This is a genomic window from Burkholderia diffusa (genome assembly GCF_001718315.1).
GTDB classification, from domain to species: domain Bacteria; phylum Pseudomonadota; class Gammaproteobacteria; order Burkholderiales; family Burkholderiaceae; genus Burkholderia; species Burkholderia diffusa_B.
Map to the genome: position 1 here is coordinate 887,701 of NZ_CP013363.1, position 25,680 is coordinate 913,380.

The 25,680-nt window shown below is 69.0% G+C and carries 24 protein-coding genes; 14 read left to right on the forward strand and 10 right to left on the reverse strand.

Annotated features, from left to right (window positions below; all coding sequences use genetic code 11):
- Window positions 1-211: 211 nt before the first annotated feature.
- The 3 genes from WI26_RS19405 to WI26_RS19415 all read right to left on the reverse strand — a co-directional run bounded on the left by WI26_RS19405 (window position 212) and on the right by WI26_RS19415 (window position 4,515).
- Window positions 212-1,234 (reverse strand): Ldh family oxidoreductase, encoded by a 1,023-nt coding sequence (locus WI26_RS19405; RefSeq protein ID WP_059847395.1) that lies wholly within the window; start codon window positions 1,232-1,234, stop codon window positions 212-214.
- Window positions 1,227-2,819 (reverse strand): aldehyde dehydrogenase (NADP(+)), encoded by a 1,593-nt coding sequence (locus WI26_RS19410; protein WP_069226863.1) that lies wholly within the window; start codon window positions 2,817-2,819, stop codon window positions 1,227-1,229. The genes WI26_RS19405 and WI26_RS19410 overlap by 8 nt, the downstream gene beginning before the upstream one ends.
- 70 nt (window positions 2,820-2,889) lie before the next feature.
- Entirely contained in the window at window positions 2,890-4,515 is a 1,626-nt protein-coding gene (locus WI26_RS19415; RefSeq protein ID WP_069226864.1) for an APC family permease, read from the reverse strand.
- A 606-nt stretch (window positions 4,516-5,121) separates the two neighbouring features.
- Here WI26_RS19415 and WI26_RS19430 point away from each other — a divergent pair.
- Genes WI26_RS19430 through WI26_RS19445 form a run of 4 tightly spaced genes read left to right on the forward strand, consistent with a single transcriptional unit; the run spans window position 5,122 to window position 8,676 of the window.
- A complete protein-coding gene (locus tag WI26_RS19430; RefSeq protein WP_069227790.1) occupies window positions 5,122-6,054 on the forward strand; it encodes a 4-hydroxyproline epimerase in 933 nt (310 codons plus the stop codon).
- Window positions 6,051-7,181, forward strand: coding sequence for an NAD(P)/FAD-dependent oxidoreductase (locus WI26_RS19435; protein ID WP_069226865.1), 1,131 nt, complete (start codon window positions 6,051-6,053; stop codon window positions 7,179-7,181). Before WI26_RS19430 ends, WI26_RS19435 begins: the two co-directional genes overlap by 4 nt.
- Window positions 7,178-7,411, forward strand: coding sequence for a 2Fe-2S iron-sulfur cluster-binding protein (locus tag WI26_RS19440; protein ID WP_011658575.1), 234 nt, complete (start codon window positions 7,178-7,180; stop codon window positions 7,409-7,411). Before WI26_RS19435 ends, WI26_RS19440 begins: the two co-directional genes overlap by 4 nt.
- Window positions 7,408-8,676: an NAD(P)/FAD-dependent oxidoreductase gene (locus tag WI26_RS19445; protein ID WP_069226866.1), complete on the forward strand. Its 1,269-nt coding sequence runs from the start codon at window positions 7,408-7,410 to the stop codon at window positions 8,674-8,676. Before WI26_RS19440 ends, WI26_RS19445 begins: the two co-directional genes overlap by 4 nt.
- Before the next feature lie 40 nt (window positions 8,677-8,716).
- On the opposite strand, the gene WI26_RS19450 is transcribed toward WI26_RS19445, so the two are convergent.
- Window positions 8,717-9,661, reverse strand: coding sequence for a LysR substrate-binding domain-containing protein (locus WI26_RS19450; protein WP_069226867.1), 945 nt, complete (start codon window positions 9,659-9,661; stop codon window positions 8,717-8,719).
- Window positions 9,662-9,825: 164 nt separating this feature from the next.
- Between WI26_RS19450 and gtdA the strand changes: the two genes are divergently transcribed.
- The 8 genes from gtdA to WI26_RS19490 all read left to right on the forward strand — a co-directional run bounded on the left by gtdA (window position 9,826) and on the right by WI26_RS19490 (window position 16,331).
- Window positions 9,826-10,872, forward strand: coding sequence for a gentisate 1,2-dioxygenase (gene gtdA / locus WI26_RS19455; protein ID WP_069226868.1), 1,047 nt, complete (start codon window positions 9,826-9,828; stop codon window positions 10,870-10,872).
- A gap of 99 nt (window positions 10,873-10,971) precedes the next feature.
- Window positions 10,972-11,670 (forward strand): fumarylacetoacetate hydrolase family protein, encoded by a 699-nt coding sequence (locus tag WI26_RS19460; RefSeq protein ID WP_059595389.1) that lies wholly within the window; start codon window positions 10,972-10,974, stop codon window positions 11,668-11,670.
- A gap of 34 nt (window positions 11,671-11,704) precedes the next feature.
- Window positions 11,705-12,346: a maleylacetoacetate isomerase gene (gene maiA / locus WI26_RS19465; protein ID WP_069226869.1), complete on the forward strand. Its 642-nt coding sequence runs from the start codon at window positions 11,705-11,707 to the stop codon at window positions 12,344-12,346.
- Between the two features lie 19 nt (window positions 12,347-12,365).
- Complete coding sequence (locus WI26_RS19470; protein WP_069227791.1) at window positions 12,366-13,574, forward strand: 3-hydroxybenzoate 6-monooxygenase; 1,209 nt, start codon at window positions 12,366-12,368, stop codon at window positions 13,572-13,574.
- Between the two features lie 76 nt (window positions 13,575-13,650).
- Entirely contained in the window at window positions 13,651-15,012 is a 1,362-nt protein-coding gene (locus WI26_RS19475; protein WP_069226870.1) for an MFS transporter, read from the forward strand.
- Window positions 15,013-15,132: 120 nt separating this feature from the next.
- Window positions 15,133-15,483 (forward strand): ArsR/SmtB family transcription factor, encoded by a 351-nt coding sequence (locus WI26_RS19480; RefSeq protein WP_059510240.1) that lies wholly within the window; start codon window positions 15,133-15,135, stop codon window positions 15,481-15,483.
- Window positions 15,473-15,907 (forward strand): YeeE/YedE family protein, encoded by a 435-nt coding sequence (locus WI26_RS19485; protein WP_069226871.1) that lies wholly within the window; start codon window positions 15,473-15,475, stop codon window positions 15,905-15,907. Before WI26_RS19480 ends, WI26_RS19485 begins: the two co-directional genes overlap by 11 nt.
- 1 nt (window position 15,908) lies before the next feature.
- Complete coding sequence (locus tag WI26_RS19490) at window positions 15,909-16,331, forward strand: DUF6691 family protein (protein ID WP_059466270.1); 423 nt, start codon at window positions 15,909-15,911, stop codon at window positions 16,329-16,331.
- 145 nt (window positions 16,332-16,476) lie between these two features.
- Here the strand turns inward: WI26_RS19490 and WI26_RS19495 are convergent, their stop codons facing one another.
- Window positions 16,477-16,827 carry a hypothetical protein gene (locus tag WI26_RS19495; RefSeq protein WP_059539503.1) on the reverse strand — a complete coding sequence of 117 codons (351 nt, stop codon included), beginning with the start codon at window positions 16,825-16,827 and terminating at the stop codon, window positions 16,477-16,479.
- Window positions 16,828-17,020: 193 nt separating this feature from the next.
- On the opposite strand from WI26_RS19495, the gene WI26_RS19500 reads away from it, so the two are divergent.
- Window positions 17,021-18,514: a PLP-dependent aminotransferase family protein gene (locus WI26_RS19500; protein ID WP_069226872.1), complete on the forward strand. Its 1,494-nt coding sequence runs from the start codon at window positions 17,021-17,023 to the stop codon at window positions 18,512-18,514.
- Between the two features lie 144 nt (window positions 18,515-18,658).
- Here the strand turns inward: WI26_RS19500 and WI26_RS19505 are convergent, their stop codons facing one another.
- The 3 genes from WI26_RS19505 to WI26_RS19515 all read right to left on the reverse strand — a co-directional run bounded on the left by WI26_RS19505 (window position 18,659) and on the right by WI26_RS19515 (window position 22,022).
- The gene (locus WI26_RS19505; protein WP_057928306.1) at window positions 18,659-18,934 is read right to left on the reverse strand and encodes a hypothetical protein; all 276 of its coding nucleotides are present in this window, start codon (window positions 18,932-18,934) and stop codon (window positions 18,659-18,661) included.
- Between the two features lie 86 nt (window positions 18,935-19,020).
- Window positions 19,021-20,358, reverse strand: a complete 1,338-nt coding sequence (locus WI26_RS19510; RefSeq protein ID WP_155768826.1) for a cytochrome c peroxidase — start codon at window positions 20,356-20,358, stop codon at window positions 19,021-19,023.
- A gap of 200 nt (window positions 20,359-20,558) precedes the next feature.
- Entirely contained in the window at window positions 20,559-22,022 is a 1,464-nt protein-coding gene (locus WI26_RS19515) for a metallophosphoesterase family protein (protein WP_069226873.1), read from the reverse strand.
- A gap of 177 nt (window positions 22,023-22,199) precedes the next feature.
- Here WI26_RS19515 and WI26_RS19520 point away from each other — a divergent pair, with 177 nt between their 5' ends.
- Window positions 22,200-23,048, forward strand: coding sequence for a class I SAM-dependent methyltransferase (locus WI26_RS19520; RefSeq protein WP_069226874.1), 849 nt, complete (start codon window positions 22,200-22,202; stop codon window positions 23,046-23,048).
- 90 nt (window positions 23,049-23,138) lie between these two features.
- Here WI26_RS19520 and WI26_RS19525 read toward each other — a convergent pair whose 3' ends face one another.
- Entirely contained in the window at window positions 23,139-23,450 is a 312-nt protein-coding gene (locus tag WI26_RS19525) for a hypothetical protein (protein ID WP_069226875.1), read from the reverse strand.
- A 58-nt stretch (window positions 23,451-23,508) separates the two neighbouring features.
- Entirely contained in the window at window positions 23,509-25,530 is a 2,022-nt protein-coding gene (locus WI26_RS19530) for a BCCT family transporter (protein ID WP_059510245.1), read from the reverse strand.
- Between the last annotated feature and the right edge of the window lie 150 nt (window positions 25,531-25,680).

Consider the following 25,680-nt stretch of genomic DNA (forward strand, 5'->3'; position numbering starts at 1 on the left):
ATGGAGGCCTCTCGCGCGCCCGTGCGAACAACCTCTTGAGCTGCGCCCTGGGCAAACTCGTCGATTATCCCACAGCCGCCGGGCATGCGGCCGCCGCGGGAGCGGGCGGCGCGCCACGTGGGGCGCCGGGACACGGGCGCGGGACACTACAGTCGAATCGGGCGGCTTCATCGCCATTCTGCCGGCGATGAAGCCGCGCGTCGCGATCGCGTCAGTCGAGCAGCGTCAGGATTTCGTCGTACAGTGCCTTCGGAATCCGCACGCCGTGCGCGATGCTGCGCGCGCGGGCGTCGAAGCGCCGCTGCGACGGCAGCCGCGCGCCTTGCCCGGTGATCGACGCGAACATCCGCTCGCCGCGCGCGAGGCCCGCGTCGAGATCGTCGCCGAGGAATACCTTCGGGTCGAACGCGATCACGAGCTCGCCATGGCACGGTGTCGCGCCGACACCTTCGTCGAAGTCCATCGACTCCTGGCTCGTCATGTCGCCGATCAGTGCGCCGCCGAGCAGTTCGACCATCGCCGCGAGCGCCGAGCCCTTGTGGCCGCCGAAGGTGCGCATCGCGCCCTGCAGCGCGGCCTTCGGATCGGTGGTCGGCTGGCCGTCGGCGTCGATTGCCCAGTGCGGCGGGATCGCTTTGCCCTGTTTCGCGTGCAGCTCGATGTCGCCGCGCGCGATCGCGCTCGTCGCGAAATCGAACACGAACGGCACGCCGTCCGGGCGCGGCCATGCGAACGCGATCGGGTTCGTGCCGAACACCGGCTCGCGGCCGCCTTCCGGCGCGACCCAGCTATGGCTCGGGTTCATCGCGATGCCGACCAGTCCCTCGGCGGCAATCGCCTCGACCTCGGGCCACAGCGCCGAGAAGTGGTAGCAGTGGTTGATCGCCATGGCGGCGATCCCGTGCTGCTTCGCCATCTCGACGAGCACCGGCAGGCCGGTTTCGAAGCTCAGCAGCGAGAAGCCGCGATGGGCGTCGACCGCGACGATCGACGACGACAACCGGCGCAGCGTCGGCACGGCCTGCGGATCGACCTTGCCCTTCTTCAGCGAGCGCACGCACACGAGCAGCCGGTACACGCCGTGCGAGTGGCACTCGTCGCGCTGGCCCTGCGTGATCACGCGGGCGATCGCCTGCGCGTGCGCATCGGACATCCCGTGGTGCGTCAGCACCCGCAACGCGAGTGCGTGCACGTCATCGAGCGACAGGACGACTTCGGCAAGCGGTTCAGACATCGTGCGCCTCCCGCGGCGCGGGCACGCCGTCGATGCGCTGCGGCACGTTCAGCGGATTGCCGTTGCGGATCGCGTCGGGCAGCAGCGCGTCCGGTACGTCCTGGTACGACACGGGGCGCAGGAAACGCTCGATCGCGCGCGCGCCGACCGACGTCGTGCGCGTGTCGGACGTGGCCGGGAACGGGCCGCCGTGCACCATCGCATGACCGACCTCGACGCCCGTGCCAAAGCCGTTGACGAGAATGCGGCCAGCCTTGCGCTCGAGCGTCGGGCGCAGCGCGGCGAACAGCGCGGCGTCGCCGTCGGCGAGGTGCGCGGCGATCGTCAACTGGCCCTCGAGCGACTTCAGCACGCGGTGCAGCGTGTCGGCATCCGGGCAGCGCACGATGAGCGACGCGGGGCCGAACACTTCGTCACGCAGTTCGGGATGGGCGATGAACGCGTCCGCCGACGTCGCGAACAGCGCCGCGCGCGCCTGGTAGCGGCCGCCTTCCACGCCTTGCGCCAGCAGTTCGACCGCGCCGTGTGCGCGCAGGGCGGCCACGCCTTGCGCATAGCTCGCGTGGATGTGCGGCGTCAGCATGGTTTGCGCGGCGGTCGCCTGCACGGCGGTGGCCGCCGCGGCTTCGAACGCGCGCAGCGCGGGGCCGTCGACGGCGAGCACGAGGCCCGGGTTGGTGCAGAACTGGCCGGCGCCCAACGCGAGCGATGCGACGAACTGCGGCGCGATCGCGTCGTGGCGCGCGTTGAGCGCCGCCGGGAACAACAGCACCGGGTTGATCGAACTCATTTCCGCATAGACCGGAATCGGCTCGTGGCGCGCGGCCGCGATGTTCATCAGCGCGACGCCGCCGCGGCGCGAGCCGGTGAAGCCGACAGCCTTGATGCGCGGATCGGCGACCAGCGCCTGGCCGATTTCGCGCGACGCGTCGAACAGCAGCGAGAACACGCCGGCCGGCAGCCCGCATTCGCGCACGGCCTGCTGGATCGCGCGGCCGACGAGCTCGGACGTGCCCGGATGCGCGGAGTGCGCCTTGACGATCACGGGGCAGCCGGCCGCGAGTGCCGACGCGGTATCGCCGCCCGCGACCGAGAACGCGAGCGGAAAGTTCGACGCGCCGAACACGGCGACCGGCCCGATCGCGACGTTGCGCAGGCGCAGGTCGACGCGGGGCAGCGGCTTGCGGTCCGGGCGGGCCGGATCGATGCGCGCATCGACGTAACCGCCGTCGCGCACGAGCGACGCAAACAGCGCGAGCTGGCCGACCGTGCGGCCGCGTTCGCCTTCGATGCGTGCGCGCGGCAGGCCGGTTTCGCTGACGCAGCGCTCGATCAGGTCGTCGCCGAGCGCCATGATGTTGCGGCCGATCGCATCGAGAAACGCGGCGCGTTGCTCGAGGCTCGTTTCGCGATACGTGTCGAATGCCTCGTCGGCGAGCGCGCAGGCGGTCTCCAGGTCGTGCAGGCTCGCGCCGCCGAACGCGGGCTCGAGCGGTTCGCCGGTCGCGGCGGCGATCGCGTGAAGGGTGCCGTTCTGTCCGGCGATGGCCGACTGGCCGATCAGGAGCTGACCTGTGAGTTGCATGGTTTTTCCTCGGAAAATGCGGGGCCGGGCGTGGTGCGCCCGGCCGGAGTGGAAAGGGGAAGCGGGTGCGTCAGCCTTCGTCGTCGTCGAGCTGCAGCTTGTCGGAACGGATGCCGGTGTTGGCGCCCCAGTAGTAGATGACGAGCGCGACGGCCGCGACGACCACCGTGTCGTACGGATGCGCAAGCTGGCCGGTGCCGCCGAAGCCGCCGAAGTACGACAGCACGATCATGGCCGCATAGAACGCGATCAGCCACGCGGACGAACGCACCTGCTCGGCGAGGCTCAGGTGCGCGGTCGGCACCCAGCGGCGGCATGCGAGGTAGATCACGAACATCACGATCTGCAGGCCGAGCAGCCAGGACACCGTGCCCCAGCCCGACCAATAGACGATCAGCGCGGCGATCACGAACGACGCGGGGCCGGTGACGCCGAACGCCACCGCGCGGAACGGCCGCGGCAGGTCGGGCGCGGTGCGGCGCAGCGCGGCGACCGACACGGGCGCGACCGCATAGCTCAGCACCAGGGCAGCCGACACGATGTTGATCAGCGCTTCCCACGACGGGAACGGCATGGTCCAGAAGATCGCGAGGCCGAACGTGAGCCATAGGCCCGCACGCGGGATGCCCGATGCCTCGTCGACACGCGTGAAGACCTTGAAGAACGTGCCCGTCTTCGCCCAGCCGTAGACGACGCGTGGTGTCGCGTTCATGTAGATGTTGCCGCAGCCGCTCGGCGAGATCATCGCGTCGGCGACCACCATCACCGCGAGCCAGCCCACGCCGAGCGCGAGCGCGATGTCGCGGTACGGCAGCGAGAAAGCCTTGCTCACGTCGTGCCAGCCGGTGGCCAGCATGTCGGTCGGGATGCTGCCGATGAACGCGAGCTGCAGCAGCACGTAGATCAGTGTGGACAGCAGGATCGACAGGATCAGCGCGATCGGGATCGTGCGCTGCGGATTGCGCACTTCGCTCGCGACCGACACGATCGGCGTGAGGCCGAGATACGCGAAGATGATGCCGCCGGCCGACACGGCCATCTCGATGCCCGGCATGCCGAACGGCGCGAAACCGTGCACGGTCAGATTGGCGGGCTTGAAGAACGTGAACAGCACCGCGATCACCGACAGTGGCACGATGAACTTGAAGATGCTGATGATGTTGTTCGCCTTCGCGAACGTCTTCACGCTCGAATAGTTCAGGTAAAAGAAGAAGCACAGCAGCGCCGCCTGCACGAGCCAGCCGATCGTCGTCGGGTCGCTCGATCCGGCCTTCGTCAGACCGGGGAACCACGCGGCCGCATACTGGCGCGCCGCGACCACTTCGATCGCGATCAGGCTCGAGAACGCGATCAGCGTGATGAAGCCCATCAGGTAGCCGAGCAGCGGACCGTGCGAGAACACCGGGTAGCGCACCACGCCGCCCGCGCGTGGCAGCGCGGCGCCGAGCTCGCAGTAGACGATGCCGAGCAGCAGCACTGCGAAGCCGCCGAGCAGCCAAGAGAAGATGCCGGCCGGGCCGGCGATCGTCGACACGTGACTCGCGGCGAACAGCCACCCCGAACCGAAGATCGCACCGAGGCCGATGAAAGTGAGGTCGGTCAGCGACAGCTGCTTCTTGAACTTGCCGTGCCCGCCATCGGCGGGCACGGAATGGGAAAGCGGGACGGACGGGTGGGTGTTGCCTTGACCTGGCATGGGTTTGTCTCCTGGGAAATATCGGGGCAGGTGCGGCATGCGCCGCGCTCCGACGGAGCAGCGGCGCAACACCTGCCGGCCGGCGGGCGACCGGTTCGATCGACCGGGCGGGCCGCGGGGCCGTTCTAACGCGGCGCGGGCAGGCGCCACGGCGAACGGGCCCGTGCCGGCCATGCCGGACACGGAAGTGGCGATGCGACGGGGGGAGGCCGTTGCACCGCCGGGGGGAAATCGATCAGCGGTTCGCGTCGTTGCGTTCGACGCGGCGCGCGGCGTCGAATGCGATGGGAGCGCCCGGTACGAACCGGCTGCTGAGGGCGGGGAAAACTCCGGTCCGCTGGATGGCGTTTCGGCTCACTGCAATCTCCTGCTTCGTATCGGCCGACGACGGACGCGTCGACGTGCAACCAGTATCGCCGTGCAAACACGCATCACGCTTGAGCCGTATCGCGGAGCAAAATGACGAAATCGGCACAGTGGCCGGAAGGGCCGCGAAACGCGTTCCGCACTATGCCGATTTCGTCGCCGTCCTCATCGAAAAGCCACAAGCGGACGGACGCGCGACGGAGGAAGCTATGCTCCTTTCCCCACTTCGGACGGCTCATGATGAAGCGCATCCAGATCATCGATTCGCACACGGGCGGCGAACCCACGCGGCTCGTCGTGTCCGGCTTCCCCTCGCTCGGCAATGGCACGATGGCCGAGCGCCGCGACGTGCTCGCGCGCGAGCACGATCGCTATCGCACCGCGTGCATTCTCGAGCCGCGCGGCAGCGATGTGCTGGTCGGCGCGCTGCTGTGCGAGCCCGTGTCGCCGGAGGCGGCGGCCGGCGTGATCTTCTTCAACAACAGCGGTTACCTCGGGATGTGCGGGCACGGCACGATCGGCGTCGTGCGCACGCTGCATCACATGGGCCGCATCGAGCCGGGCGTGCATCGGATCGAAACGCCGGTCGGCACCGTCGAGGCGACGCTGCACGATGATCTGTCGGTCAGCGTGCGCAACGTGCTCGCGTACCGCCATGCGAAGGCCGTCGACGTCGATGTACCCGGTTACGGTCCCGTGAAGGGCGACATCGCGTGGGGCGGCAACTGGTTCTTCCTGATCAGCGATCACGGCCAGCGCGTGGCCGGCGACAACGTGGCGGCGCTGACCGCTTATTCGTCCGCGGTGCGCGCAGGGCTCGAGCGCGCGGGCATCACCGGCGCGAACGGCGGCGAGATCGACCATATCGAACTGTTCGCGGACGATCCGGAGCACGACAGCCGCAGCTTCGTGCTGTGCCCGGGCCATGCGTACGACCGTTCCCCGTGCGGCACCGGCACGAGCGCGAAGCTCGCGTGCCTCGCGGCCGACGGCAAGCTCGAACCGGGCGTCGTGTGGCGGCAGGCGAGCGTGATCGGCAGCGTGTTCCACGCGAGCTATGCGCGCGCCGATGGCGGCATCGTGCCGACGATTCGCGGCAACGCGCACCTGAGCGCGGAAGCGACGCTGCTGATCGAGGAAGACGATCCGTTCGGCTGGGGCATCGTGTCGTGAGCGAGACCGGGACCGACGTCGTCGTGATCGGCGCCGGCATCGTCGGCGCGGCGTGTGCGCATGAACTCGCGCAGCGCGGGCTGCGCGTGTTCGTCGTCGACGACGCGAGCGGCGGTGCGACCGGCGCCGGCATGGGGCACCTCGTCGCGATGGACGACAACGCGGCGGAGCTCGCGCTGAGCCATTACTCGATCGAATTGTGGCGCGCGCTCGCCGGCGAGATGCCGGAAGGCTGTGCGTACCGCAACTGCGGCACGTTATGGCTCGCGGCCGATGCGCATGAAATGGACCTCGCGCGCACCAAGCAGGCGACGCTCGCCGCGCATGGCGTGGCGGGCGAGCTGATCGACGCGGCGACGCTCGCGCGGCTGGAGCCGATGCTGCGCGCGGGCCTCGGCGGCGCGCTGAAGATCCCCGGCGATGCGATTCTCTATGCGCCCGTCGCCGCGAGCTGGCTGTTGCAGCGCGCGCCGGGCATCACGTTGCGGCGCGATCGCGCGGTGGCGGTCGACGGCCCGAGCGTGACGCTCGCGAGCGGCGGCACGCTGCGTGCAGAACGTGTCGTCGTTGCGAACGGTGTCGCCGCGCGCGCGCTGTTGCCCGAATTGCCGCTGCGCCCGAAGAAGGGGCATCTGCTGATCACCGATCGTTATCCGGGCCAGGTGTCGCACCAGCTCGTCGAACTCGGCTATGCGGCGAGCGCGCATGCGAGCGACGGCACGTCGGTCGCGTTCAACGTGCAGCCCAGGCCCACCGGCCAGCTGCTGATCGGCTCGTCGCGTCAGTTCGACACCGAGGACGCGCGCATCGAGCCGCTGGTCCTCGCGCGCATGCTGCGCCGCGCGGCTGGCTACCTGCCGGATCTGGCCGACCTGAACGGGATTCGCGCATGGACGGGCTTCCGTTCCGCGAGCCCCGACGGTCTGCCGCTGCTCGGCGAGCATCCGGCGCGGCCGGGCGTGTGGCTCGCGGTCGGGCACGAAGGGCTCGGCGTGACGACCGCGCCGGGCAGTGCGCGGCTCGTTGCCGCGCTGATGACCGGCGAACGGCCGCCCATCGACATCGAACCGTATTTGCCGGGACGTTTCCTGACGACGTCCCCCGTAGCCGGAGCGCTTTCTTCATGATCATTCATCTGGACGGCCGCGCGCTGACGGTGGCCGACGGCGCGACCGTCGCGGCCGCCGTCGCGGCGAGCGGCGACGACACGACGCGCGTGTCATGCACGGGCGCGGCGCGCGCGCCGTTTTGCGGTATGGGCATCTGCCAGGAGTGCAGGATGACGATCGACGGCCGTCGCCGTCTCGCTTGCCAGACGCTGTGCCGCGACGGGATGCGGGTGGAGCGCACGCGATGAAACACGAACGACTGAGTGTCGACGTCGCCATCGTCGGCGCGGGCCCGGCCGGATTGTCGGCCGCGCGGGCCGCCGCACGAAGCGGCGCGACGATCGCGATCGTCGACGACAACCCGCGCGCGGGCGGGCAGATCTGGCGTCAGGCGGCGGCCGCGACGCCGGTGCCGGCCGCGGCGGAACGCCTTGCCGTGCTGCGTCAGCCGAACGTCACGCATCTGGCGGCCACGCGCATCGTCGCGGAGACGCAGCAGGGCACACTGCTGCTGGAGGACGACGAACGCGGATTCCTCCTCGAATTCCGCACGCTGATCGTGTGCTGCGGCGCACGCGAGCTGTTGCTGCCGTTTCCCGGCTGGACGCTGCCGGGCGTCACCGGCGCGGGTGGCCTGCAGGCGCTGATCAAGTACGGCCTCGACGTGCGCGGGCAGCGCATCGTCATCGCCGGCAGCGGCCCGCTGCTGCTCGCGAGCGCGGCGACGGCACGTCAGGCCGGCGCGCAGGTGTCGCACGTGCTCGAACAGGCTGCGTGGAGCGATGTTGCCGGCTTCGGCGCGGGGCTGTGGCGCTGGCCGTCGAAACTCGCGCAGGCCGCGAAGCTCGTCACGGCCGCCTACCGGCCCGGCGCACATGTCGTCGAGGCGTTCGGCGACAAGCGGCTCGAACGCGTGCGGATCCGGCAGGCCGAACGCGAGTTCGAGGTCGATTGCGACCGGCTCGCGTGCGGCTTCGGCCTCGTGCCGAACACCGTGCTGCTGAGTCATCTCGGCTGCCGGATCGAGAACGGCGCGGTCGCGGTCGACGCGCACCAGCGCACGAGCCGCGACGGCTGTTTCGCGGCGGGCGAATGCACGGGCGTTGGCGGCAGCGAACTGGCGATGGTCGAAGGCGAGATTGCCGGCTGTGCGGCCACCGGGCAGTCGGCGCCGCTGGCCGGGCTGATGGCCCAGCGCGCGCGCTGGCAGGCGTTCGCGGATGCGGTGCGCGAACGCTTCGCGATCGGCGAGCCGATTCGCCGGCTCGCGCGGCCCGATACGCTACTGTGCCGTTGCGAGGACGTGCGCTTCGACGCGGTCGCGCCAGCGCCGGGCTGGACGGCCGCGAAGCTGCTGACGCGCTGCGGAATGGGCCCATGCCAGGGGCGTGTGTGCGGCGCGGCCGCGCAAGCGTTGTTCGGCTGGACACCGCCGGTGCCGCGCACGCCGCTCGTGCCCGCGCGGGTCGGCACGCTGATGCTGGACGACACGGCCTCCTGCGACGGCGCCTGATGCGCCCGGGCGAGGCGGTCCGGTTCGGGCCGCGTCGCCGCTATTCCACCTTCACTTTCTCCCATCCGCCTACCTGCGGCGCCGCACACGCACGCAGGCACTCGATCGCGGCGGCCACGGCTGCGCGATTCGCGCTGTCGGGATGCCAGTACATCGATACCGCGCCCTGGCCCTCGAGCCGCATCGGCAGGATGCGGATCGCGTTCAACTGCTCGAAGCGCCGCGCGGCGCGATGCGACGCGACGCCCAGCAGGTCGGTGTTGTTCAGCAGCGTGAGGTTCAGGATCGACGAATTCGATTCGACGCAATGCGGCGGCTGCACGCGGCCGGCGGCCGTCAGCGCGACCTGCAGCGCGTTGTGCACGGGCGTGCCCGACGGCCAGACGATCCATGAGTAGGCCAGCACCTCGTCCCAGCCGACGGAGGTCGCGCCGACGAGCGGGTGATCCGGCCGTGCGACGAACACCACCGGATCGACGTACAGCGCTTCGGCGTGCAGGTGCGGATCGACGGACGCGGAGCCCGAGCGGCCGACGACGATGTCCAGTTCGCCGCGCGCGAGCTGCGGCATCAGCTGGTTCATCGTGCTCTCCGCGAGACGGACTTGCGCGCGCGGCATTCGCTTCAGCAACTGCGACACCGCGAGCGGCACCGTATCGGCGGCCGCGACGCCCGACGTGCCGATCATGACCAGGCCGCTGCCGCCTTCGCGCAGCGCGGCCATGTCGTCGCGCGCGACGTCGAGCTGCGCCTCCACGCGGCGCGCGTGCTCGATCAGCGCGTCGCCGTAGGGCGTCGGCCGCAGCCCGCGCGCGTGCCGCTCGAACAGCGGCAGCCCGACATCCTCTTCCAGTTCCTTCAGCCATTTCGACAGCGCGGGCTGGGTCGTCGCGAGCGCCGCCGCCGACTGGCTCAGGTTGCCCGTGCTGGCCAGGCTCAGCAGTACCTGGAGGTGCCGCAATCGCAGCCGGTAGGTCCAGTCCATCGTGTGCTCCGCGTCGGATGGTATATCCGAAATCATATGGATTAGATGATTTCGCCATTTTACCGGGTATGTCTGCGTCGAATATAAATGGGCTAACGGACTGAAGCACGCGGTCCCCGACCCGACACAGCGCCGACCGCGATCGGCCGCCCCAAGGAGACATCATGACCAGCCGACACCCGGATACGTCGCGCGCCGACTACTACGCACGGATCGCAGAACAGCGCCTCGCGCCATTGTGGGAGTCGCTGCACAACCTCGTGCCGAAGACGCCGCAACCGGCCGCACAGGCCGCGATCTGGAAGTACGCGCAGGTGCGTGACCTGGTGATGCAAGCCGGCGGCGTGATCAGCGCGGAAGAAGCCGTGCGCCGCGTGCTGGTGCTGGAGAACCCCGGGCTGCCCGGCAAGTCGAGCATGACGCCAAGCCTGTACGCGGGCCTGCAGTTGATCCTGCCGGGCGAGATCGCGCCGAGCCACCGGCATACGCAGTCGGCGTTGCGCTTCATCGTCGAGGGCAAGGGCGCGTGGACCGCGGTGAACGGCGAGCGCGCGACGATGCATCCGGGCGACTTCATCATCACGCCATCGTGGGCGTGGCACGACCACGGCAACCCGTCTGCGGAAGACGGCGGCGAGGCGGTCGTGTGGCTCGACGGGCTCGACATTCCGCTCGTCGGGAGCCTCGATGCGGGCTTCGCGGAGAATTATCCGGAGGCCGAGCAGCCCGTCAGCCGCGCGGAAGGCGACAGCTTCGCACGCTTCGGCCACAACATGGTGCCGGTGCGCCATCGCGCGAGCGATCCGACGTCGCCGGTGTTCAGCTATCCGTACGCACGCACCCGCGAGGCTCTCGACACGCTGTACCGCAACGGTGAACTCGACGCGTGGGACGGCGTGAAGCTGCGCTACGTGAATCCCGCGACGGGCGGCTGGCCGATGCCGACGATCGCAACCTTCATGCAGTTCCTGCCGGCCGGCTTCGACGGCCGCACGTATCGCAGCACCGACGCGACGATTTACTGCGTCGTCGAAGGTAGCGGCATCGCGCGCATCGGCGGCGACGCGTTCGCATTCGAGCCGCACGACATCTTCGTCGCGCCGTCGTGGGCGCCGGTGCGGCTGGCGGCCTCGTCCGACTCCGTGTTGTTCAGCTATTCAGACCGACCTGTGTTGTCCGCGCTGAACCTCCTGCGCGAAGCGCGCGAGTGACGCCGCCGGTCCCCCCGATTTTTCCGATATCCCCGATTCGTCCGATGCGCCGCCAAGGCGGCGCGCGTTCATTCCTTCTTGTCTACGCTGGAGCCGTTCATGACATACGTTTTCCCGCCTGAAGCGCCGGTGGCGCTTCCCGTCGCCGGCAGCGACGCCCGCTTCGCGGTCCGCCGCGTGTACTGCGTCGGCCGCAACTACGCGGCCCACGCGCGCGAAATGGGCTTCGATCCCGATCGCGAACCGCCGTTCTTCTTCTGCAAACCGGCCGACTCGATCGTGCCGGTCGCCTACGGCGAAACGCTCGATCTGGCGTATCCGTCGCAGACGCGGAACTACCACTACGAAGCCGAACTTGTCGCGATGATTGGCAAGGGCGGCTCCGACATTCCGCTCGAACGCGCGCTCGAGCACGTGTGGGGGTATGCCGTCGGACTCGACATGACGCGCCGCGACCTGCAGATGAAGATGCGCGAGATGGGCCGGCCGTGGGAAATCGGCAAGGCGTTCGATCGTTCCGCGCCGATCGGCCCCGTGCATCCGGCGAGCGAGGTCGGTCACTTCGAGCAGGCCGGCCTGTGGCTGACGGTCAACGGCGCGACGAAGCAGAAGAGCGACGTGTCGCACCTGATCTGGTCGGTTGCCGAAACCGTGGCCGACCTGTCGAAGTTCTTCCGCCTCGAACCGGGCGACGTGATCTTCACCGGCACGCCGGAAGGCGTCGGCGCGGTGGTCAAGGGCGACGTGATGAAGGTCGGCGTCGAGCGTCTCGGCGAGCTGGCCGTTCGTGTGGTCTGACGCGCGTTTCTCGATTTCCTCGAAAGGTCACATCGTGCAACTGCATAGCTTCTTCAACAGTTCGACCTCCTATCGGGTGCGCATCGCGCTCGCGCTGAAAGGACTGCCGTACGACACGCTGCCCGTGAACATCCGCACGGGCGAGCATCGCGAGGCCGACTACGTCGCGCGGGTGAACCCGTCGGCGTCGGTGCCGGCGCTGGTCGACGGCGATTTCCGTCTCGGGCAGTCGCTGGCGATCATCGACTACCTCGATCAGATTCATCCGGTACCGCGGCTGATTCCGCTGGAGCCTCGGCGGCGCGCTCGCGTGCTGGAACTCGCGATGCTGATCGCGTGCGACATCCATCCGGTCAACAACCTGCGCGTGCTGCGCTACCTCGACAGCGAGCTGCAGGTCACACCGCAGCAGAAGACGGCCTGGTACCGGCACTGGATCGCGGAAGGCATGGCTGGCGTCGAGCGCCTGCTCGCTCGCGCGGACACGGGCCCGTGGTGTTTCGGCGATGCGCCGACGCTCGCCGACGTCTGCCTGGTGCCGCAGGTCGCGAACGCGCTGCGGATGGATTGCGACCTGAGCGCGTATCCGCGCAGCCTCGCGGTTCATGAACACGCGCGGCGCGATCCGGCGTTCGATGCGGCGCAGCCGCGGCGGCAACCGGACTACGTCGCGTAACACGAAGCAGGAGACAGACATGGGCGAGACAAACAATATGGGCCGACGCGTACTCGTGATCGGCGGCGGCATCGGCGGGCTCGCGACGGCGCTGGCGCTCGCGCGCCAGGGCATTCGCGTGAGGCTGCTCGAGCAAGCCGCGCAAATCGGCGAGATCGGCGCGGGCATCCAGCTCGCCGCGAATGCGTTCAATGCGCTCGACGCACTGGGCGTAGGCGAGGCCGCGCGCGGCCGCGCGGTGTTCACCGACCGGCTGCAACTGATGGATGCGGTCGATGCGCGGGAAGTCGCGTGCATCGATACGGGCGCCGCATATCGCGAACGCTTCGGCAACCCGTATGCGGTGATCCATCGCGCGGACATCCACCTGTCGATCTACGAGGCGGTCAAGGATCATCCGCTGATCGAATTCCGGACCAGCACGCAGGTGTGCGGGTTCGAGCAGGACGGCAACGGCGTGACCGTGATCGACCAGCACGGCGAGCGTTATCGCGCGGACGCGGTGATCGGCTGCGACGGCGTGAAGTCCGCGATCCGGCAGACGCTGATCGGCGATGCGCATCGCGTGACGGGACACGTCGTGTACCGCGCGGTCGTCGACGTCGACAACATGCCGACGGATCTGCAGATCAATGCGCCGGTCGTCTGGGCCGGCCCGCATTGCCATCTCGTCCACTACCCGCTGCGCGGCGGACGGCAATACAACCTGGTCGTCACGTTCCACAGCCGCGAGCAGGAAACCTGGGGCGTGCGCGACGGCAGCAAGGATGAGGTGCTGTCGTACTTCGACGGCATTCACCCGCTGCCGAAGCAGATGCTCGACCGGCCGACGTCGTGGAAGCGCTGGGCGACCGCCGATCGCGACTCGGTCGACCGCTGGAGCGCGGGCCGCGCGACGGTGCTCGGCGACGCCGCCCATCCGATGACGCAATACATCGCGCAGGGCGCGTGCCAGGCGCTCGAGGATGCGGTGACGCTCGGCGCGGCCGTCGCGCAGCACGACGGCGACTTCGAGGCCGCGTTCGCGCTGTACGAACGCGTGCGGATTCCGCGCACCGCGCGCGTGCTGTATTCGGCGCGCGAGATGGGGCGGATCTATCACGCGAAGGGCGTCGAGCGGCAGGTGCGCAATGCGCTTTGGGTCGGACGCACGCAGGCGCAGTTCTACGACGCGCTCGAGTGGCTGCACGGCTGGCGTGCGGAGGATTGCCTGAAGACCGTCGCCTGACGCGCTTCAGCCCGGATCCGGCGGCGCGCCTTCCAACGACATCGCGCGCGACCGCCTTCATGGAGGAGACATCATCATGGCCGATACGCTGTCCATCGACGTCAGCGAATGGATCGACCGGCATCGCGTTGCGCCGTTTCAGGCCGCGATCGTCATGCTGTGCTTCCTGATCGTCGCAATCGACGGTTTCGACACGGCATCGATCGGGTTCATCGCTCCCGTCATTCGCTCGGAATGGGGCCTGTCGCCCGCACAGCTCGCGCCGGTATTCGGCGCGGGGCTCGCCGGGCTGATGGCCGGCGAGCTCGTGTTCGGGCCGTTCGGCGACCGGTTCGGCCGCAAGCGCCTGTTGCTCGCCTGTGTCGCGTGCTTCGGTATCGCGAGTGCGGCGTCGGCCAGCGCGGGCGGCTTGACCGAACTGATCGCATGGCGCTTCGTGACCGGCCTCGGGCTCGGCGGCGCGATGCCGAACGCGATCACGCTGACGTCCGAGTATTGCCCCGCGCGGCGGCGCTCGCTGCTCGTGACGACGATGTTCTGCGGCTTCACGATCGGCTCCGCGCTTGGCGGGCTCGCGGCCGCGTCGCTGATCGAACGCGACGGCTGGCGCGCGGTGCTCGTCGTCGGCGGTGTCGCGCCGCTGCTGCTTCTGCCGATGCTCGCGTGGCGACTGCCGGAGTCGGTGCGCTACCTCGTCAACACCGGCGCGCCGCGCGAGCGGATCGCGGCGATGCTCGCGCGCATCGCACCGGACCCGCATCTCGCGCACGCGTCGTTCGTCGCGCCGCGCGGCAAGCCGGCCGGGTCGCCGCTCGGCCGACTGTTCGCCGCCGACCTGCTGCGCGGCACGCTGCTGCTATGGCTGACCTTCTTCATGAGCCTGCTCGTCATCTACCTGCTGTCGAGCTGGCTGCCGACGTTGTTGCGCACGACCGGCGCGACGCTGCAGACGGCCGCGCGCGTGACCGCGATGTTCCAGGTCGGCGGCACGCTCGGCGCGATCGTGCTCGGCTGGCTGATGGACCGCTTCGATCCGCAGCGCGTGCTCGCGTGCAGCTATGCGGCGGCGGGTGTGTTCGTCGCGGCCATCGGGGTGCTGGCCGCATCGCCGGTGGGCGCGGCACTGGCCGTGTTCGCGGCCGGGTTCTGCGTGTCGGGCTCGCAGGTCGGCGCGAACGCGCTGTCGGCCGCGTTCTATCCGACCGAATGCCGAACCACGGGCGTGAGCTGGGCGAACGGGATCGGCCGGGGCGGGTCCGTCGTCGGCTCGATGGCGGGCGGCGCGATGCTAGCGATGGGGCTGCCGTTGTCGACGGCATTCGCATTCGTCGCGGTGCCGTGCGTGATTGCCGGGATCGCGGTGCTGGTGCTCGGCGCGGTGCGGGCCGGCGCGAAGCGTACGGCGGCAGCCGACGCGATTGCCGGCGAGCAGGCATAGCGTGGGCAGGGGGCGGCCATTGCCGATGGTGCCGTCTTTCGACGAAACCGAACGAAAGTATGCATCAACGATATATAAATGTATATAATATCGTTTCGTTAATCGAATGCCGTTACCCTCATGAACGCCGACTCTTCCACCGGGCTGCCCGAGCCCGACCAGATGCGCGCCGCTGCCGAATCGGCGTGCGCGCTGCTCAAGGTGCTGTCCAATCCTGACCGGTTGCTGCTGCTGTGCGAGCTGTCGCAGGGCGAACGCTGCGTGAGCGATCTCGAGGCGCGCCTGGATATCCGCCAGCCGACGCTGTCGCAGCAGCTCGGCGTGTTGCGGGACAACGCATTGGTCCGCACGCGCCGTGAAGGCAAGAACATCCACTATTCGCTCGACAGCCCGGCCGTGATCGCGGTGATGGGCGTGCTGTACGAGCAGTTCTGCGGCGCGGCCGCGAAGGGGGCGCGCCATGCAGCTTGACGTGCTTCATTTCACGCCGTGGCTGTCGCTTGCAGGCGGTGTGCTGATCGGGCTTGCGGCTGCGTGGCTCGTTGCGTTCAACGGGCGGATCGCCGGGATCAGCGGCATCGTCGGCGGCTTGCTGACGGCCGGTGCAACCGAGCGCGACTGGCGTGCCGCATTCGTCGCCGGGCTGATCGCCGCGCCGCTGATGATGCGTATCGCCGGCGCCGCCGCGGCGCCGCAGGTCGATGCGGGCTGGGGCGAGCTGCTGGCGGCCGGCCTGCTGGTCGGGATCGGCACGCGCTATGCGGGCGGATGCACGAGCGGTCACGGCGTCTGCGGTCTGTCGCGCGGTGCGGGGAGATCGATCGTCGCGACGGCGGTGTTCATGGTCGCGGGTTTTGCGACAGTATTCGTGCGACGTCACGTGATCGGAGGCTGACATGCAGGCAGGATTCGCGTTTCTGGCGGGGCTGCTGTTCGGCGCCGGCCTCATCGTGTCGGGGTTGGCCAACCCGCAGAAGGTACTCGGTTTTCTCGACCTGGCAGGCCGCTGGGATCCGTCACTTGCATTCGTGATGGCCGGCGCGATCGGCGTTGCCGGGTTCGCGTTTGCTTGGGCGAAGCGTCGGACGAGGTCGTTGCTCGGTCTGCCGATCCATTGGCCGGCCGCGCGGACGATTACCGTGCGCCTCGTCGCCGGGAGCGCCGTGTTCGGCATCGGCTGGGGGCTTGCCGGGTTCTGCCCTGGGCCGGCAATCGTGTCGATCGGACTCGGGTCGGTCAAGGGCATCGCTTTCGTCGTCGCGATGCTGATCGGAATGGCGTTGTTCGAGTGGATCGAGCGGGCGCGGCAGGGGCGGTAGCTCGGTGGAGTTGTCGCGATCGAAATTGTCGACCCGACCGAGTCGATCCGGCGCGGTGCCGGGGCCGGGGCAAGATCGCGCTCGTTGCCCAGGCGGGTAACGCGCCGATCACATGACGACACCGGCGGCGGTGCGAGCCGCCGCGTCAGGGTTGCTCGCGCACATGCCGCTCGCCGAGCAATTGCGCGCACACCCGGCGCAGCCGTGCGCGCCACGTCGCGAACACGCTGGACCGGGCAGCGGGTTCCGCGACGGTCGCGGCGACTGGCCTGCCACCCCCTGCGGACAATGCCACGTGACCGGCCGTCTCGATCGTCACGCATTCGCCTTCGTCGAGCATGCGGCGAACGTAATGCGGCGTATCGGGCAGCCAGTCGAGCCCGCCGTGACGCAACGTGACCGCGAGCGCGCCGTCGAGCACGACGATCTGGCTACCCTTGTCGAACCACGCAAAGTGGCTTTGCCCGGCGTCGAGCCGGATGTCTTGCGTCCGCATGGCGAGTCCTTTTCCCGGTTGCGAGGCCCGGCGATGGCGGGCAACAGCGTGCAATCAGATTAGGGAAACAGGTGCGGGCAGGACAGATTCAGGGGACGGGAATCTGTTGCGGTGCAGGCGACGATTTCGGTCATCTGTATCGGTGGGTTTCCCCTGAATCTGTATCTGGCGTGCGCTGGGGCGCGCGGGCACGATGACTCGCATGATGCCCATCACCGATTCGTTCCGAACACCTTTGCCGATGGCCGGCGAGCCGCTGTACGAACGACTTGCCGAGCATTACCGCCGCATCATCGCGGCGGGTACCCTGTCGCCCGGCGACCGGATGCCGTCCGTGCGTGCATTCATGGCACAGCACGGCGTTAGCCTGTCGACCGCGATCCAGGCATTTCGGCGGCTCGAGGATACGGGCTGGTGCGAAGCCAGGCCGCGTTCCGGCTATTTCGTGCGGCGGCGCGCGGCCGCCGCGCTCGATACGTTGCCGGAAAGCGGCGGGCCGCCGCTGAGCGTCGAGCCGCCGTTCGCGGGACTGCATGAACGGGTGTCGCGCGTGATCGATCGCGCGAATGCGATGCCCGATGCGCTGAATCTCGGCGGCGCGTCCGCGCTGGCGACGCTGTATCCGGCCGAGCGCCTGCAGACGCTGGCGATTCGGTTGCTGCGGCGCAAGCCGACGCTGCTGACCGACGCGGGGCCGGTTGGCGGATCGCTCGAGTTCCGGCAGACGATGGCAAAGCGTGCGCTGACGTACGGCGTGGCCGTGTCGCCCGACGACGTGATGTCGACCAGCGGCGGCGTCGATGCCGTGAATCTCGCGCTTCGCGCGGTGGCGCCCCCCGGCGACACGGTCGCGATCGAATCGCCGGCCTTTTTCGGCTTGATCCAGCTGCTCGAAAGCCTCGGCCTGCGTGCGCTGGAGATCCCGGCCAGCCCGACGACCGGGCTGTCGATCGAAGCGCTCGAAGTAGCGCTGACCGCGTACCCGGACATTCGGGCCGTGGTTGTCGTGCCGAATCTGCAGAACCCGCTCGGCAGCGTGATGCCCGACGAGCGCAAGGCCGCGCTGGTCGCGCTGTGCTCGCGCCACGGCGTGGCCGTGATCGAGGACGAACCGTATCGCGAGCTCGTGGAAGCGCCGCACATAGTGAAGCCCGTGAAGGCATGGGACCGTGACGGCACGGTGATCTATTGCCCGTCGTTCAACAAGGTGCTGGCGCCCGGGATGCGGCTCGGCTGGATGAGCGCGGGCCGCTGGCACGCGCGCGTGAAGATGCTCAAGTTCGCGCACAGCCGGCACAACGCCGCGTTGCTGCAGGCCGTCGCGGCCGAATTCGTCGGCTCGGGTGCGTTCGATCGCCACCTGCACCGGTTTCGCGAGCAACTGCGCGTGCAGCGCGATGTGACGATCGATGCGATCGCGCGCCATTTTCCGGCCGGCACGCGGATGAATCGGCCGCCCGGCGGCATGCTGCTTTGGATCGCGTTGCCGGACGGCGTGCGTTCCGAAGCATTGTTCGATGCCGCGCTGGCACGCGGGGTAAGGATCGCGCCAGGCGCGATCTTTTCGAACTCCGACCGCTATGACGCATACATCCGACTTGCCTGCACGCGGGTGTTCGACACGGCACATGAAGCGGCGATCGAAACACTCGGGCAACTGATACGCGACGCGGCGGCCGCTGCGTAAGCAGGACAGGTGTGGGCCGGGCCGGCGCGTTGACCACCGGGCTCGGAGGGCGTGACGGCGGCACGGGGCGGCTGATCCGGCACACCGCGTTCACCCCGGACGGCCGCCGCGCGGCGACGCGCCGACGATGCGATTTCGGCGATTTCATCGGCTGACCGCATGCGCGGCGAGGTGCTGACGGATCAGCGACAGGTAGCGATCGCCGACCGAGAAGTCGCGCGCCGCACGCGGCCGCTCGGCTTGGCGCAGCGTGGCTGGCGCGCTCATGCCCAGGTACCGGCATACCGCCGACGGGAAGGGCTTGCGCGTATGCCCGAGCTGGCGCGCCGCGCGCTCGACGCGGGCGTCGCCGACCTGCGCACGCAACCATGCCAGCACTTGGCGATCGGTGTCGTTGACGATACGGACCAGATGTTCCATCGCGCACCTCACTGTTCATAAATACAGTACTGTAAATATAACCAGTATATGAGGCGATCGCAAGCGCCTGGCCGTTCGGCCAGGGCTCAGCGCACCGGCGCAGGTGTGCCGGCGGTCGGCGATCCCGCCATCCGGGCGGCAGGCGTGGCAGGCGCGGCGGGCGGGACGAGATTCGCGTAGCGCGCGTCGGTCAGCGTGCCGAGAAACGCGACGATATCGTCGATTTCCGCGTCGGTCAGCGCGGGCGGCGTGCCCGGCCGGCGGTTCATCGGCGTCGAATTGACGTTGATGTTGCCGCGATAGGCGGCCGGCACGTCGTCGAACGTCCTGGCGCCGTGATACCAGTAGCCCGGGTCGGTCGAGCGCGTGTTGTAGAACGCGACCGCGTCGCGCAGCGTCGTGAACACGCCGTTGTGCATGAACGTCTGCTTGATCGCGACGTTGCGCAGCCCCGGCGTGCGCAGGTAGCCGCACCATTGCGTCGGCTCGGGCCAGCGCAGCCGCGCAGCCGTATCGCACAGACCATTGTCGAAATGGCGCGGATCGCGATTCGCGGGCAGCGCCCGGTTGCGCGGCACAGCGATCGCGTCGTAGCCGAAATCGGTGAAGAGCGAGCGCTCCGGCCGGCTCGACGTCTCCGACAGCGTATGGCAACTCATGCAGTTGCCCTTGTCGGGATTGCGGAACAACGCCAGGCCGCGCATCTCGGCCGGCGCGAGCGGCTTGCGCGCGCGCAGGTACGCGTCGAAGCGCGACGTGAACGGCGCCATGTCGTCGCTCTGCAGATAGGCTTCGACGGCCGAGCCCAGCGCGTGCACCAGTTGCTCCGGGTCGCGCCGCACCGATGCGCCGAAGCGCGCGGCGAGAGCGTCCGCCAGTTCGGTGCCGTTCACCTTGCGCAGCAGCGCGGCCGGCGCGAGGTTGTTCATCTCGTTCGGGTCGAACAACGGACCGCGGATCTGTTCGGCGAGCGTGTCCGCGCGGCCGTCGCTGAAGAGGCCGCCGAACGGCGATGGCGCGGGAGCGTCGTCGTCCTGGTAGAAGTGGCGGCGCGGCACGTAGCGCACGTAGAGCAGCGACGGCGCGTTGCGCTGGCTGAAGCGCCCGTGGCGGCTGCCTTCCGGCACGCCCGGCCCTGCGAGCGAAGCGGCCGACAATGTCGGCGCGAACGCGCGCCCCGGATCGTGGCAGCCCGCGCACGACATGCCGCGCGGCTCGGACAGCCGCAGATCGAAGAAGATCCGGCGGCCCAACGCGACCAGCGTCGGGTCGGGCGCGAAACGGGCGGCCGCCGCGTCGACTTTGCCGGTCACCTGCGGCGTCCCGTTGCCGATCGTGCCGACGACGCGCGACGGCGGCGCACCGGGAAGCAGGATCGTCTCTGACGGCGCGGCATGGCCCACGAGCGCCGCGCCGCCGAGCAGGGCGACGGCAAGTACGCGTATCGTCCGGCTGCCGCTGCCGCTGCCGCTGCCGCTGCCGCTGCCGTCGCCGACCGTAATCGAAGGGGAAGTCAGAGGCCCGGCAGCGGTCGCCGACGAAACCGTCCGCCACCGCGATCCGGCCATCCGTTTCCTGCTGCTGGTCGGATCCGCCGGATCCTCCTGCAATTGAACTTCGTCGCTCACGGTGCGATGAACCCCGTCTTGTCGCATGCGAGCGTGTTGCCCGACTGGTCGCACGACGCGAGCAGCTTGCCGGCCGCCGAATATGCATGGAACACCCAGCCCGTCGCCGGTGCCGCGCGCCGCTCCATGATCAGGAAACCAAAGCTGTTGTTGTGCGATAGCCGTTCGATCACGGCGCCCGGCGCGGGTGTCAGACCGGCCGGGAACGGATCGGGCAGTGCGACGTCGAGGTTGTCGCCGCCGTTGCCGGACACGATCGTCGCCGGATGCCCGGACGAGAAGTTGATCGCCTGGAAGTCGTGCACGTGCCCGTGCAGCGCGACGTTGACGCCGGGCGGGTAGTACGCCTGCGCGTTCAGGCTCGCCATCACCGACTGCAGCGCCAGGTTTCCCGGCGCGGGCGTGCTGCCGGCGATCGGCGCGAACGCGAGGATCGGGTGGTGGTTCGTGAAGATCGTCGTCGAGATGCCGGCTTTCGACGCAAGCGACGCGACCGTCTGAAACTGCTTCTGATAGATGCGGAACTGCGCGTCGGTTGTCTTCAGCGGATTGCGTCCGACCTTCGCAGTGTCGAACACGATCACCTGCGTGCCGCCGCCGAGCGATACCGCATAGGGATCCGAATAGTTCGCGTCGTCGTCGTTGGCCGGATCGTCGCACGAACGGGCCGCCGAATACGGGCGCGGATCGAGGAAGCGGTACCAGCCCTGGCCGGCCCGCGCGCATTCCTCGTGGTTGCCGCGCACGACGATCCACGGCGCCTTCGCGAACAGCGGTGCGGCGGGGCGGAACAGGTCGGCCTGCCACGTATCCCAGCCGTAGCCCCACGGGCTGTCCTTGCAGCCGGCGATGTCGGGCGGGCACGCGTTTTCGCGGTAGTGATAGTCGCCGACGTGCAGCACGAGGTCCGGCGACAGCTTCGCGACGCTCGCCGCGATCGTGTCGAACGGCCAGACCGTCGCGTCGTTGCATGCCTGCCATGCGTTGTCGGCCTTCTTCATCCGGCAGCCGGTGTCGGCGATGATCGCGATGCGCTGCGGCTGCGCTTTCGGCAGCGGCAGCGCGCGGCCCGCGACGCTCGCCGTCCGGGCATCGGTCGGCAGCGTCGCTTCGCAGACCGACACCGGGAAGCTCGACGGTTTCGAGTCGGCCGGGGCGCTCGCCGTCGGCCGTTGCGCGACGGTCGCGGCGCCGGCGCGCAGCGTCATGCGCGACAGCTTGCCGTCGACGGACAGTTGCGGACACACCGGATCGCTCGCGGACGCGGGGCTGTAGTTCGTGACCACGCGCGCGACCGCCTGGTTCGCATCGCCGATCTCGACCCACGCGGCCTGAACGTTGATCGCGGCACTGGCCGGGTCGGCGGGCGTATCGATGTGATTCGAACACGCGGACAGCGCCGCGAGAGCAACAAGCGGAGCGCAGCGCACGAGCCGCGCGCGGGAGAGGAGTCGTCGCATGGGAGGCACCGTAGGAAAGCCGTCAACGATACGGAACGTGAATGTAAGAAATGTGAAGGGCAGGTGCGATGGCCAGCGCGCGCGAGTCGTGCCGCGTTCGCGGCCTTGACCTCAAGCCGGCTTGAAGCAGCATAGTCCGGTTCACGTTCAACCACGCGGACAAAAGGAGCATCGACGATGGAAGGAAACCGGGCAAACGAAGCGCAGTCTGCGCTATGGAACGGCCCGTCTGGACTGGCATGGGTCGACGCGCAGCGCTCACTCGACCGGATGTTCGAGCCGTTCGAGGCATTGCTAGCGAATGGGGCGGTAGCGGCGTCCGCGAGCAGCGTGCTCGACGTCGGCTGCGGCACCGGCGCGGTGACGCTCGCGATCGCGCGCCGGCTTGGCGCGCACGCGCACTGCACGGGCCTGGATATTTCGGCGCAAATGATTGCCGCGGCGCAGGCGCGCGCCGAACGCGAGGGCGTTGACGCCGACTTCGTGCATGCCGATGCGCAGACGCATGCGTTCGCGCCGGACCGGTTCGACCTGATCGTGTCGCGCTTCGGCGTGATGTTCTTCGACGATCCGGTGCAGGCCTTCGCGAACCTGCGGCACGCGGCACGCCCGAACGCGCAATTGCGATTCGTCGCATGGCGCGACGCCGCCGACAATCCGTTCATGACGACCGCCGAGCGCGTCGCGGCGCCATTGCTGCCGGCCCTGCCGGTGCGGCAGCCGGGAGCGCCGGGACAATTCGCGTTCGGCGACCGGCGCCGGATCGCGTCGGTATTGTCGGACAGCGGCTGGGCCGACATTGCGATCGAGGCGATCGATATCGCGTGCGCATTGCCGGTACCCGCACTGGACGACTACATCGCGCGGTTGGGGCCGGTCGGGCTCGCGCTTCGCCAGGTGGACGACGCGACGCGCCGGCGGGTGGTCGATACGGTTCGCGCTGCGTTCGAGCGCTACGTGCAGGGCGCGAACCTGTGCTTCGAAGCGGCATGCTGGCTCGTCACCGCGCGGGCGCCGTCTGCCTGATGCATCAGGAAAAGGGCCGCAGCCCGTTGTTGTGCATGTGCGTTGCCGTTCATGCATGACAAGGCAGCGGCATCGTGCACAAGGCAGGCATCAGTCGCGCCTCGCTCGCAACATCAGCCAGGCGCAGCCGGCCGCCACGAGCACGAGCCCGAGCAGCACCGCCTCGGCGCCGAGTGCGAAACCGGGCGGCATCTCGCCGCTGTTCGGCATGGGCGACAGGTTGGCGGCGATTGCGATCGCGCCGCCGGCCAGCAGCGCGATGCAGACGATCCAGTAGAGCTTGCCGCGCGGGGCGGCGGTGCGGATCCGCCACAGCGCGAGGCCGACGCCGCCGAGGTAAAGCACCGCGAGCGTTGCGAGCGCGATGAAGTCGCCGGTGCGATCGTTCAGGAGGCTGCTCATGGCACGCCTCCGTCGGGTGCCGCGTGTCGGCTCGACGCAATGCACGCAGCGGACGGGTTCATTCGGCCTCCGTTGCGTGTCCCGGCGCGCGGCTCAGCAGATGCGTACGCTGGTCGGCCGCGAGCGATACATAACGTTCGTATTGACGCAGTACATCGGCGATCAGTTCGTCGCCGCGCAGGTATTCGACGTCGTAGCCGAGCCGGCCGTCCTCGAAGAACGTGACGATGCCGTACACGTGCGGACGCTCGGACTCCGGCTCGGCCGCTTCGCGTACCAGGAAGGCTGCCGCGGACTTCGCCGTCACGCGCGCGCCGTAGACGAAATCGCGGTGTTCCGCGGTCGGCACGGTCAGGCGTACCGCATCGTCGCTGTCGCGCTGCACGTGCGCGTCGACACCGCCCGCCCGCAGTTCGTCCGCGACCTTGCGCAGCGCGGGCTCGACGGTTTCCGCGACGAACTGGCGAGCGTCGGCCTCGGTCGTTTGCCGCAGGATGTGGGTCAGGCGATGGCGCCAGTGCTGACCGGTCCAGAAGCTCGTCGCGGGCGCGACGTCCTGCGAATAGTGCGCGCGATCTGCCGCGAGCCCGCGCCACAGCCCGTAGCAGAGCGCGAGCATGATCAACGCGACCGGCAGTGCGGCAATCAACGTCATCGCCTGCAGCGCGCCGAGCCCGCCCGCGACCAGCAGCACGGCTGCCGTCACGCCCAGCAGCGCAGCCCAGAACAGCCGCTGCCAGACCGGCGAATGCGCGGTGCCGCGCGTCGCGATCTGGTCGATCACGAATGCGCCGGAATCGGCGGACGTGACGAAGAACACCGCGATCAGCACGATCGCGACGATCGACAGCAACTGGGGCAGCGGCAGGAAATCGAAGAAACGGAACAGCAACGCATCGACACTGCCGGCCGTTTGCGCGAGCGCGCCGGCCGCGCCGTGCGTGTCGAGCCAGATCGCGCTGTTGCCGAACACGGTCATCCACACGAGATTGAATGCGGTCGGCACGAGCAACACGCCGATCACGAACTGGCGGATCGTTCGGCCGCGCGAGATGCGTGCGATGAACATGCCGACGAATGGCGACCACGATACCCACCATGCCCAGTAGAGGATCGTCCAGCCGCCGAACCAGCCTTCCTCGCGCGGCGGCGCATACGCATAGGTGCGGAACGACAGGTCGACGAGATTCGACAGGTACTGGCCGATGTTGTCGCCGAGCGCGCGCAGCAGGAACGACGTCGGGCCCGCGACGACCACGAACGCGAGCAACAGGAACGCCAGCAGCAGGTTCAGCTCGGACAGTCGCCGCACGCCCTTGTCGAGACCGCTCGCGGCCGATGCGCCGGCCAGGATCACGACGATCACGACGAGCCCGATGCGGAACGCGTTGCCGCTCGTATCCCAGCCGGCGACCGTATGCAGGCCCGCGCTCAACTGCATCACGCCGTAGCCGAGCGTCGTGGCGATGCCCGCAACCGTGCCGACCAGCGCGAACGCGTCGACCGCGTGGCCGATCCAGCCGTTCACGCGCTCGCGCAACACCGGGTACAGCCCGGAGCGCAGCGTCAACGGCAGGTTGTAGCGGAATCCGAAGTATGCGAGCACGAGCCCCATCAGCCCGTAGATCGCCCACGCATGAAAGCCCCAGTGGAAGAAGGTCATCAGCATCGCCTCGCGTGCGGCGGCGGGCGTGCCGGGGTCGACGGTCGGCGGCTTCAGGAAGTGCTGCATCGGCTCGCCGACGCCGAAGTACATGAGGCCGATGCCCATGCCCGCCGCGAACAGCATGGCCGTCCACGACAGGAAGCTGAACTCGGGCTCGGCGTCGTCGGGGCCGAGCCGGATGTTGCCGAAGTCGCTCGCCGCGATCAGCACGAGAAACACGAGGAACGTGGTGACGGCGAGCACGTAGAACCAGTCGAAGCGAGCGACGACCCATTGCTGGCCGGAGGAGAAGAGTGCGCCTGCTTCGTTCGGGTGCAGCGCGCACACGACGAGCAGTGCACCGATGACCGCAAGCGCGGGCAGCACGACCTGCGGCTTGAATGTCGTGCGGGGCGAGGAACGGGAATCCGGCATGGCTGGCATCCAGTTGTGGGCGCAACGAGGCGCGACGCCGCCCGGCGCGCGTGTCGCGCGTCGGACCCTGATACGGCGTGCGTCGAGTGTACCGCGGTGTCAGGACTGCAAGAAGGGATATGCAGCAGGGATAAACCTGACGAATTGTAA

Coding starts and splice junctions, on each gene's coding strand:
- WI26_RS19405 (WP_059847395.1), bottom strand. CDS start 1,234: ATGTCTGAACCGCTTGCCGAAGTCGTCCTGTCGCTCGATGACGTGCAC.
- WI26_RS19530 (WP_059510245.1), bottom strand. CDS start 25,530: ATGCCGGATTCCCGTTCCTCGCCCCGCACGACATTCAAGCCGCAGGTC.
- gtdA (WP_069226868.1), top strand. CDS start 9,826: ATGACCAGCCGACACCCGGATACGTCGCGCGCCGACTACTACGCACGG.
- WI26_RS19470 (WP_069227791.1), top strand. CDS start 12,366: ATGGGCGAGACAAACAATATGGGCCGACGCGTACTCGTGATCGGCGGC.
- WI26_RS19430 (WP_069227790.1), top strand. CDS start 5,122: ATGAAGCGCATCCAGATCATCGATTCGCACACGGGCGGCGAACCCACG.
- WI26_RS19410 (WP_069226863.1), bottom strand. CDS start 2,819: ATGCAACTCACAGGTCAGCTCCTGATCGGCCAGTCGGCCATCGCCGGA.
- WI26_RS19495 (WP_059539503.1), bottom strand. CDS start 16,827: ATGCGGACGCAAGACATCCGGCTCGACGCCGGGCAAAGCCACTTTGCG.
- WI26_RS19515 (WP_069226873.1), bottom strand. CDS start 22,022: ATGCGACGACTCCTCTCCCGCGCGCGGCTCGTGCGCTGCGCTCCGCTT.
- WI26_RS19415 (WP_069226864.1), bottom strand. CDS start 4,515: ATGCCAGGTCAAGGCAACACCCACCCGTCCGTCCCGCTTTCCCATTCC.
- WI26_RS19475 (WP_069226870.1), top strand. CDS start 13,651: ATGGCCGATACGCTGTCCATCGACGTCAGCGAATGGATCGACCGGCAT.
- WI26_RS19445 (WP_069226866.1), top strand. CDS start 7,408: ATGAAACACGAACGACTGAGTGTCGACGTCGCCATCGTCGGCGCGGGC.
- WI26_RS19500 (WP_069226872.1), top strand. CDS start 17,021: ATGACTCGCATGATGCCCATCACCGATTCGTTCCGAACACCTTTGCCG.
- WI26_RS19505 (WP_057928306.1), bottom strand. CDS start 18,934: ATGGAACATCTGGTCCGTATCGTCAACGACACCGATCGCCAAGTGCTG.
- WI26_RS19450 (WP_069226867.1), bottom strand. CDS start 9,661: ATGGACTGGACCTACCGGCTGCGATTGCGGCACCTCCAGGTACTGCTG.
- WI26_RS19480 (WP_059510240.1), top strand. CDS start 15,133: ATGAACGCCGACTCTTCCACCGGGCTGCCCGAGCCCGACCAGATGCGC.
- WI26_RS19460 (WP_059595389.1), top strand. CDS start 10,972: ATGACATACGTTTTCCCGCCTGAAGCGCCGGTGGCGCTTCCCGTCGCC.
- WI26_RS19485 (WP_069226871.1), top strand. CDS start 15,473: ATGCAGCTTGACGTGCTTCATTTCACGCCGTGGCTGTCGCTTGCAGGC.
- WI26_RS19520 (WP_069226874.1), top strand. CDS start 22,200: ATGGAAGGAAACCGGGCAAACGAAGCGCAGTCTGCGCTATGGAACGGC.
- WI26_RS19490 (WP_059466270.1), top strand. CDS start 15,909: ATGCAGGCAGGATTCGCGTTTCTGGCGGGGCTGCTGTTCGGCGCCGGC.
- WI26_RS19525 (WP_069226875.1), bottom strand. CDS start 23,450: ATGAGCAGCCTCCTGAACGATCGCACCGGCGACTTCATCGCGCTCGCA.
- WI26_RS19440 (WP_011658575.1), top strand. CDS start 7,178: ATGATCATTCATCTGGACGGCCGCGCGCTGACGGTGGCCGACGGCGCG.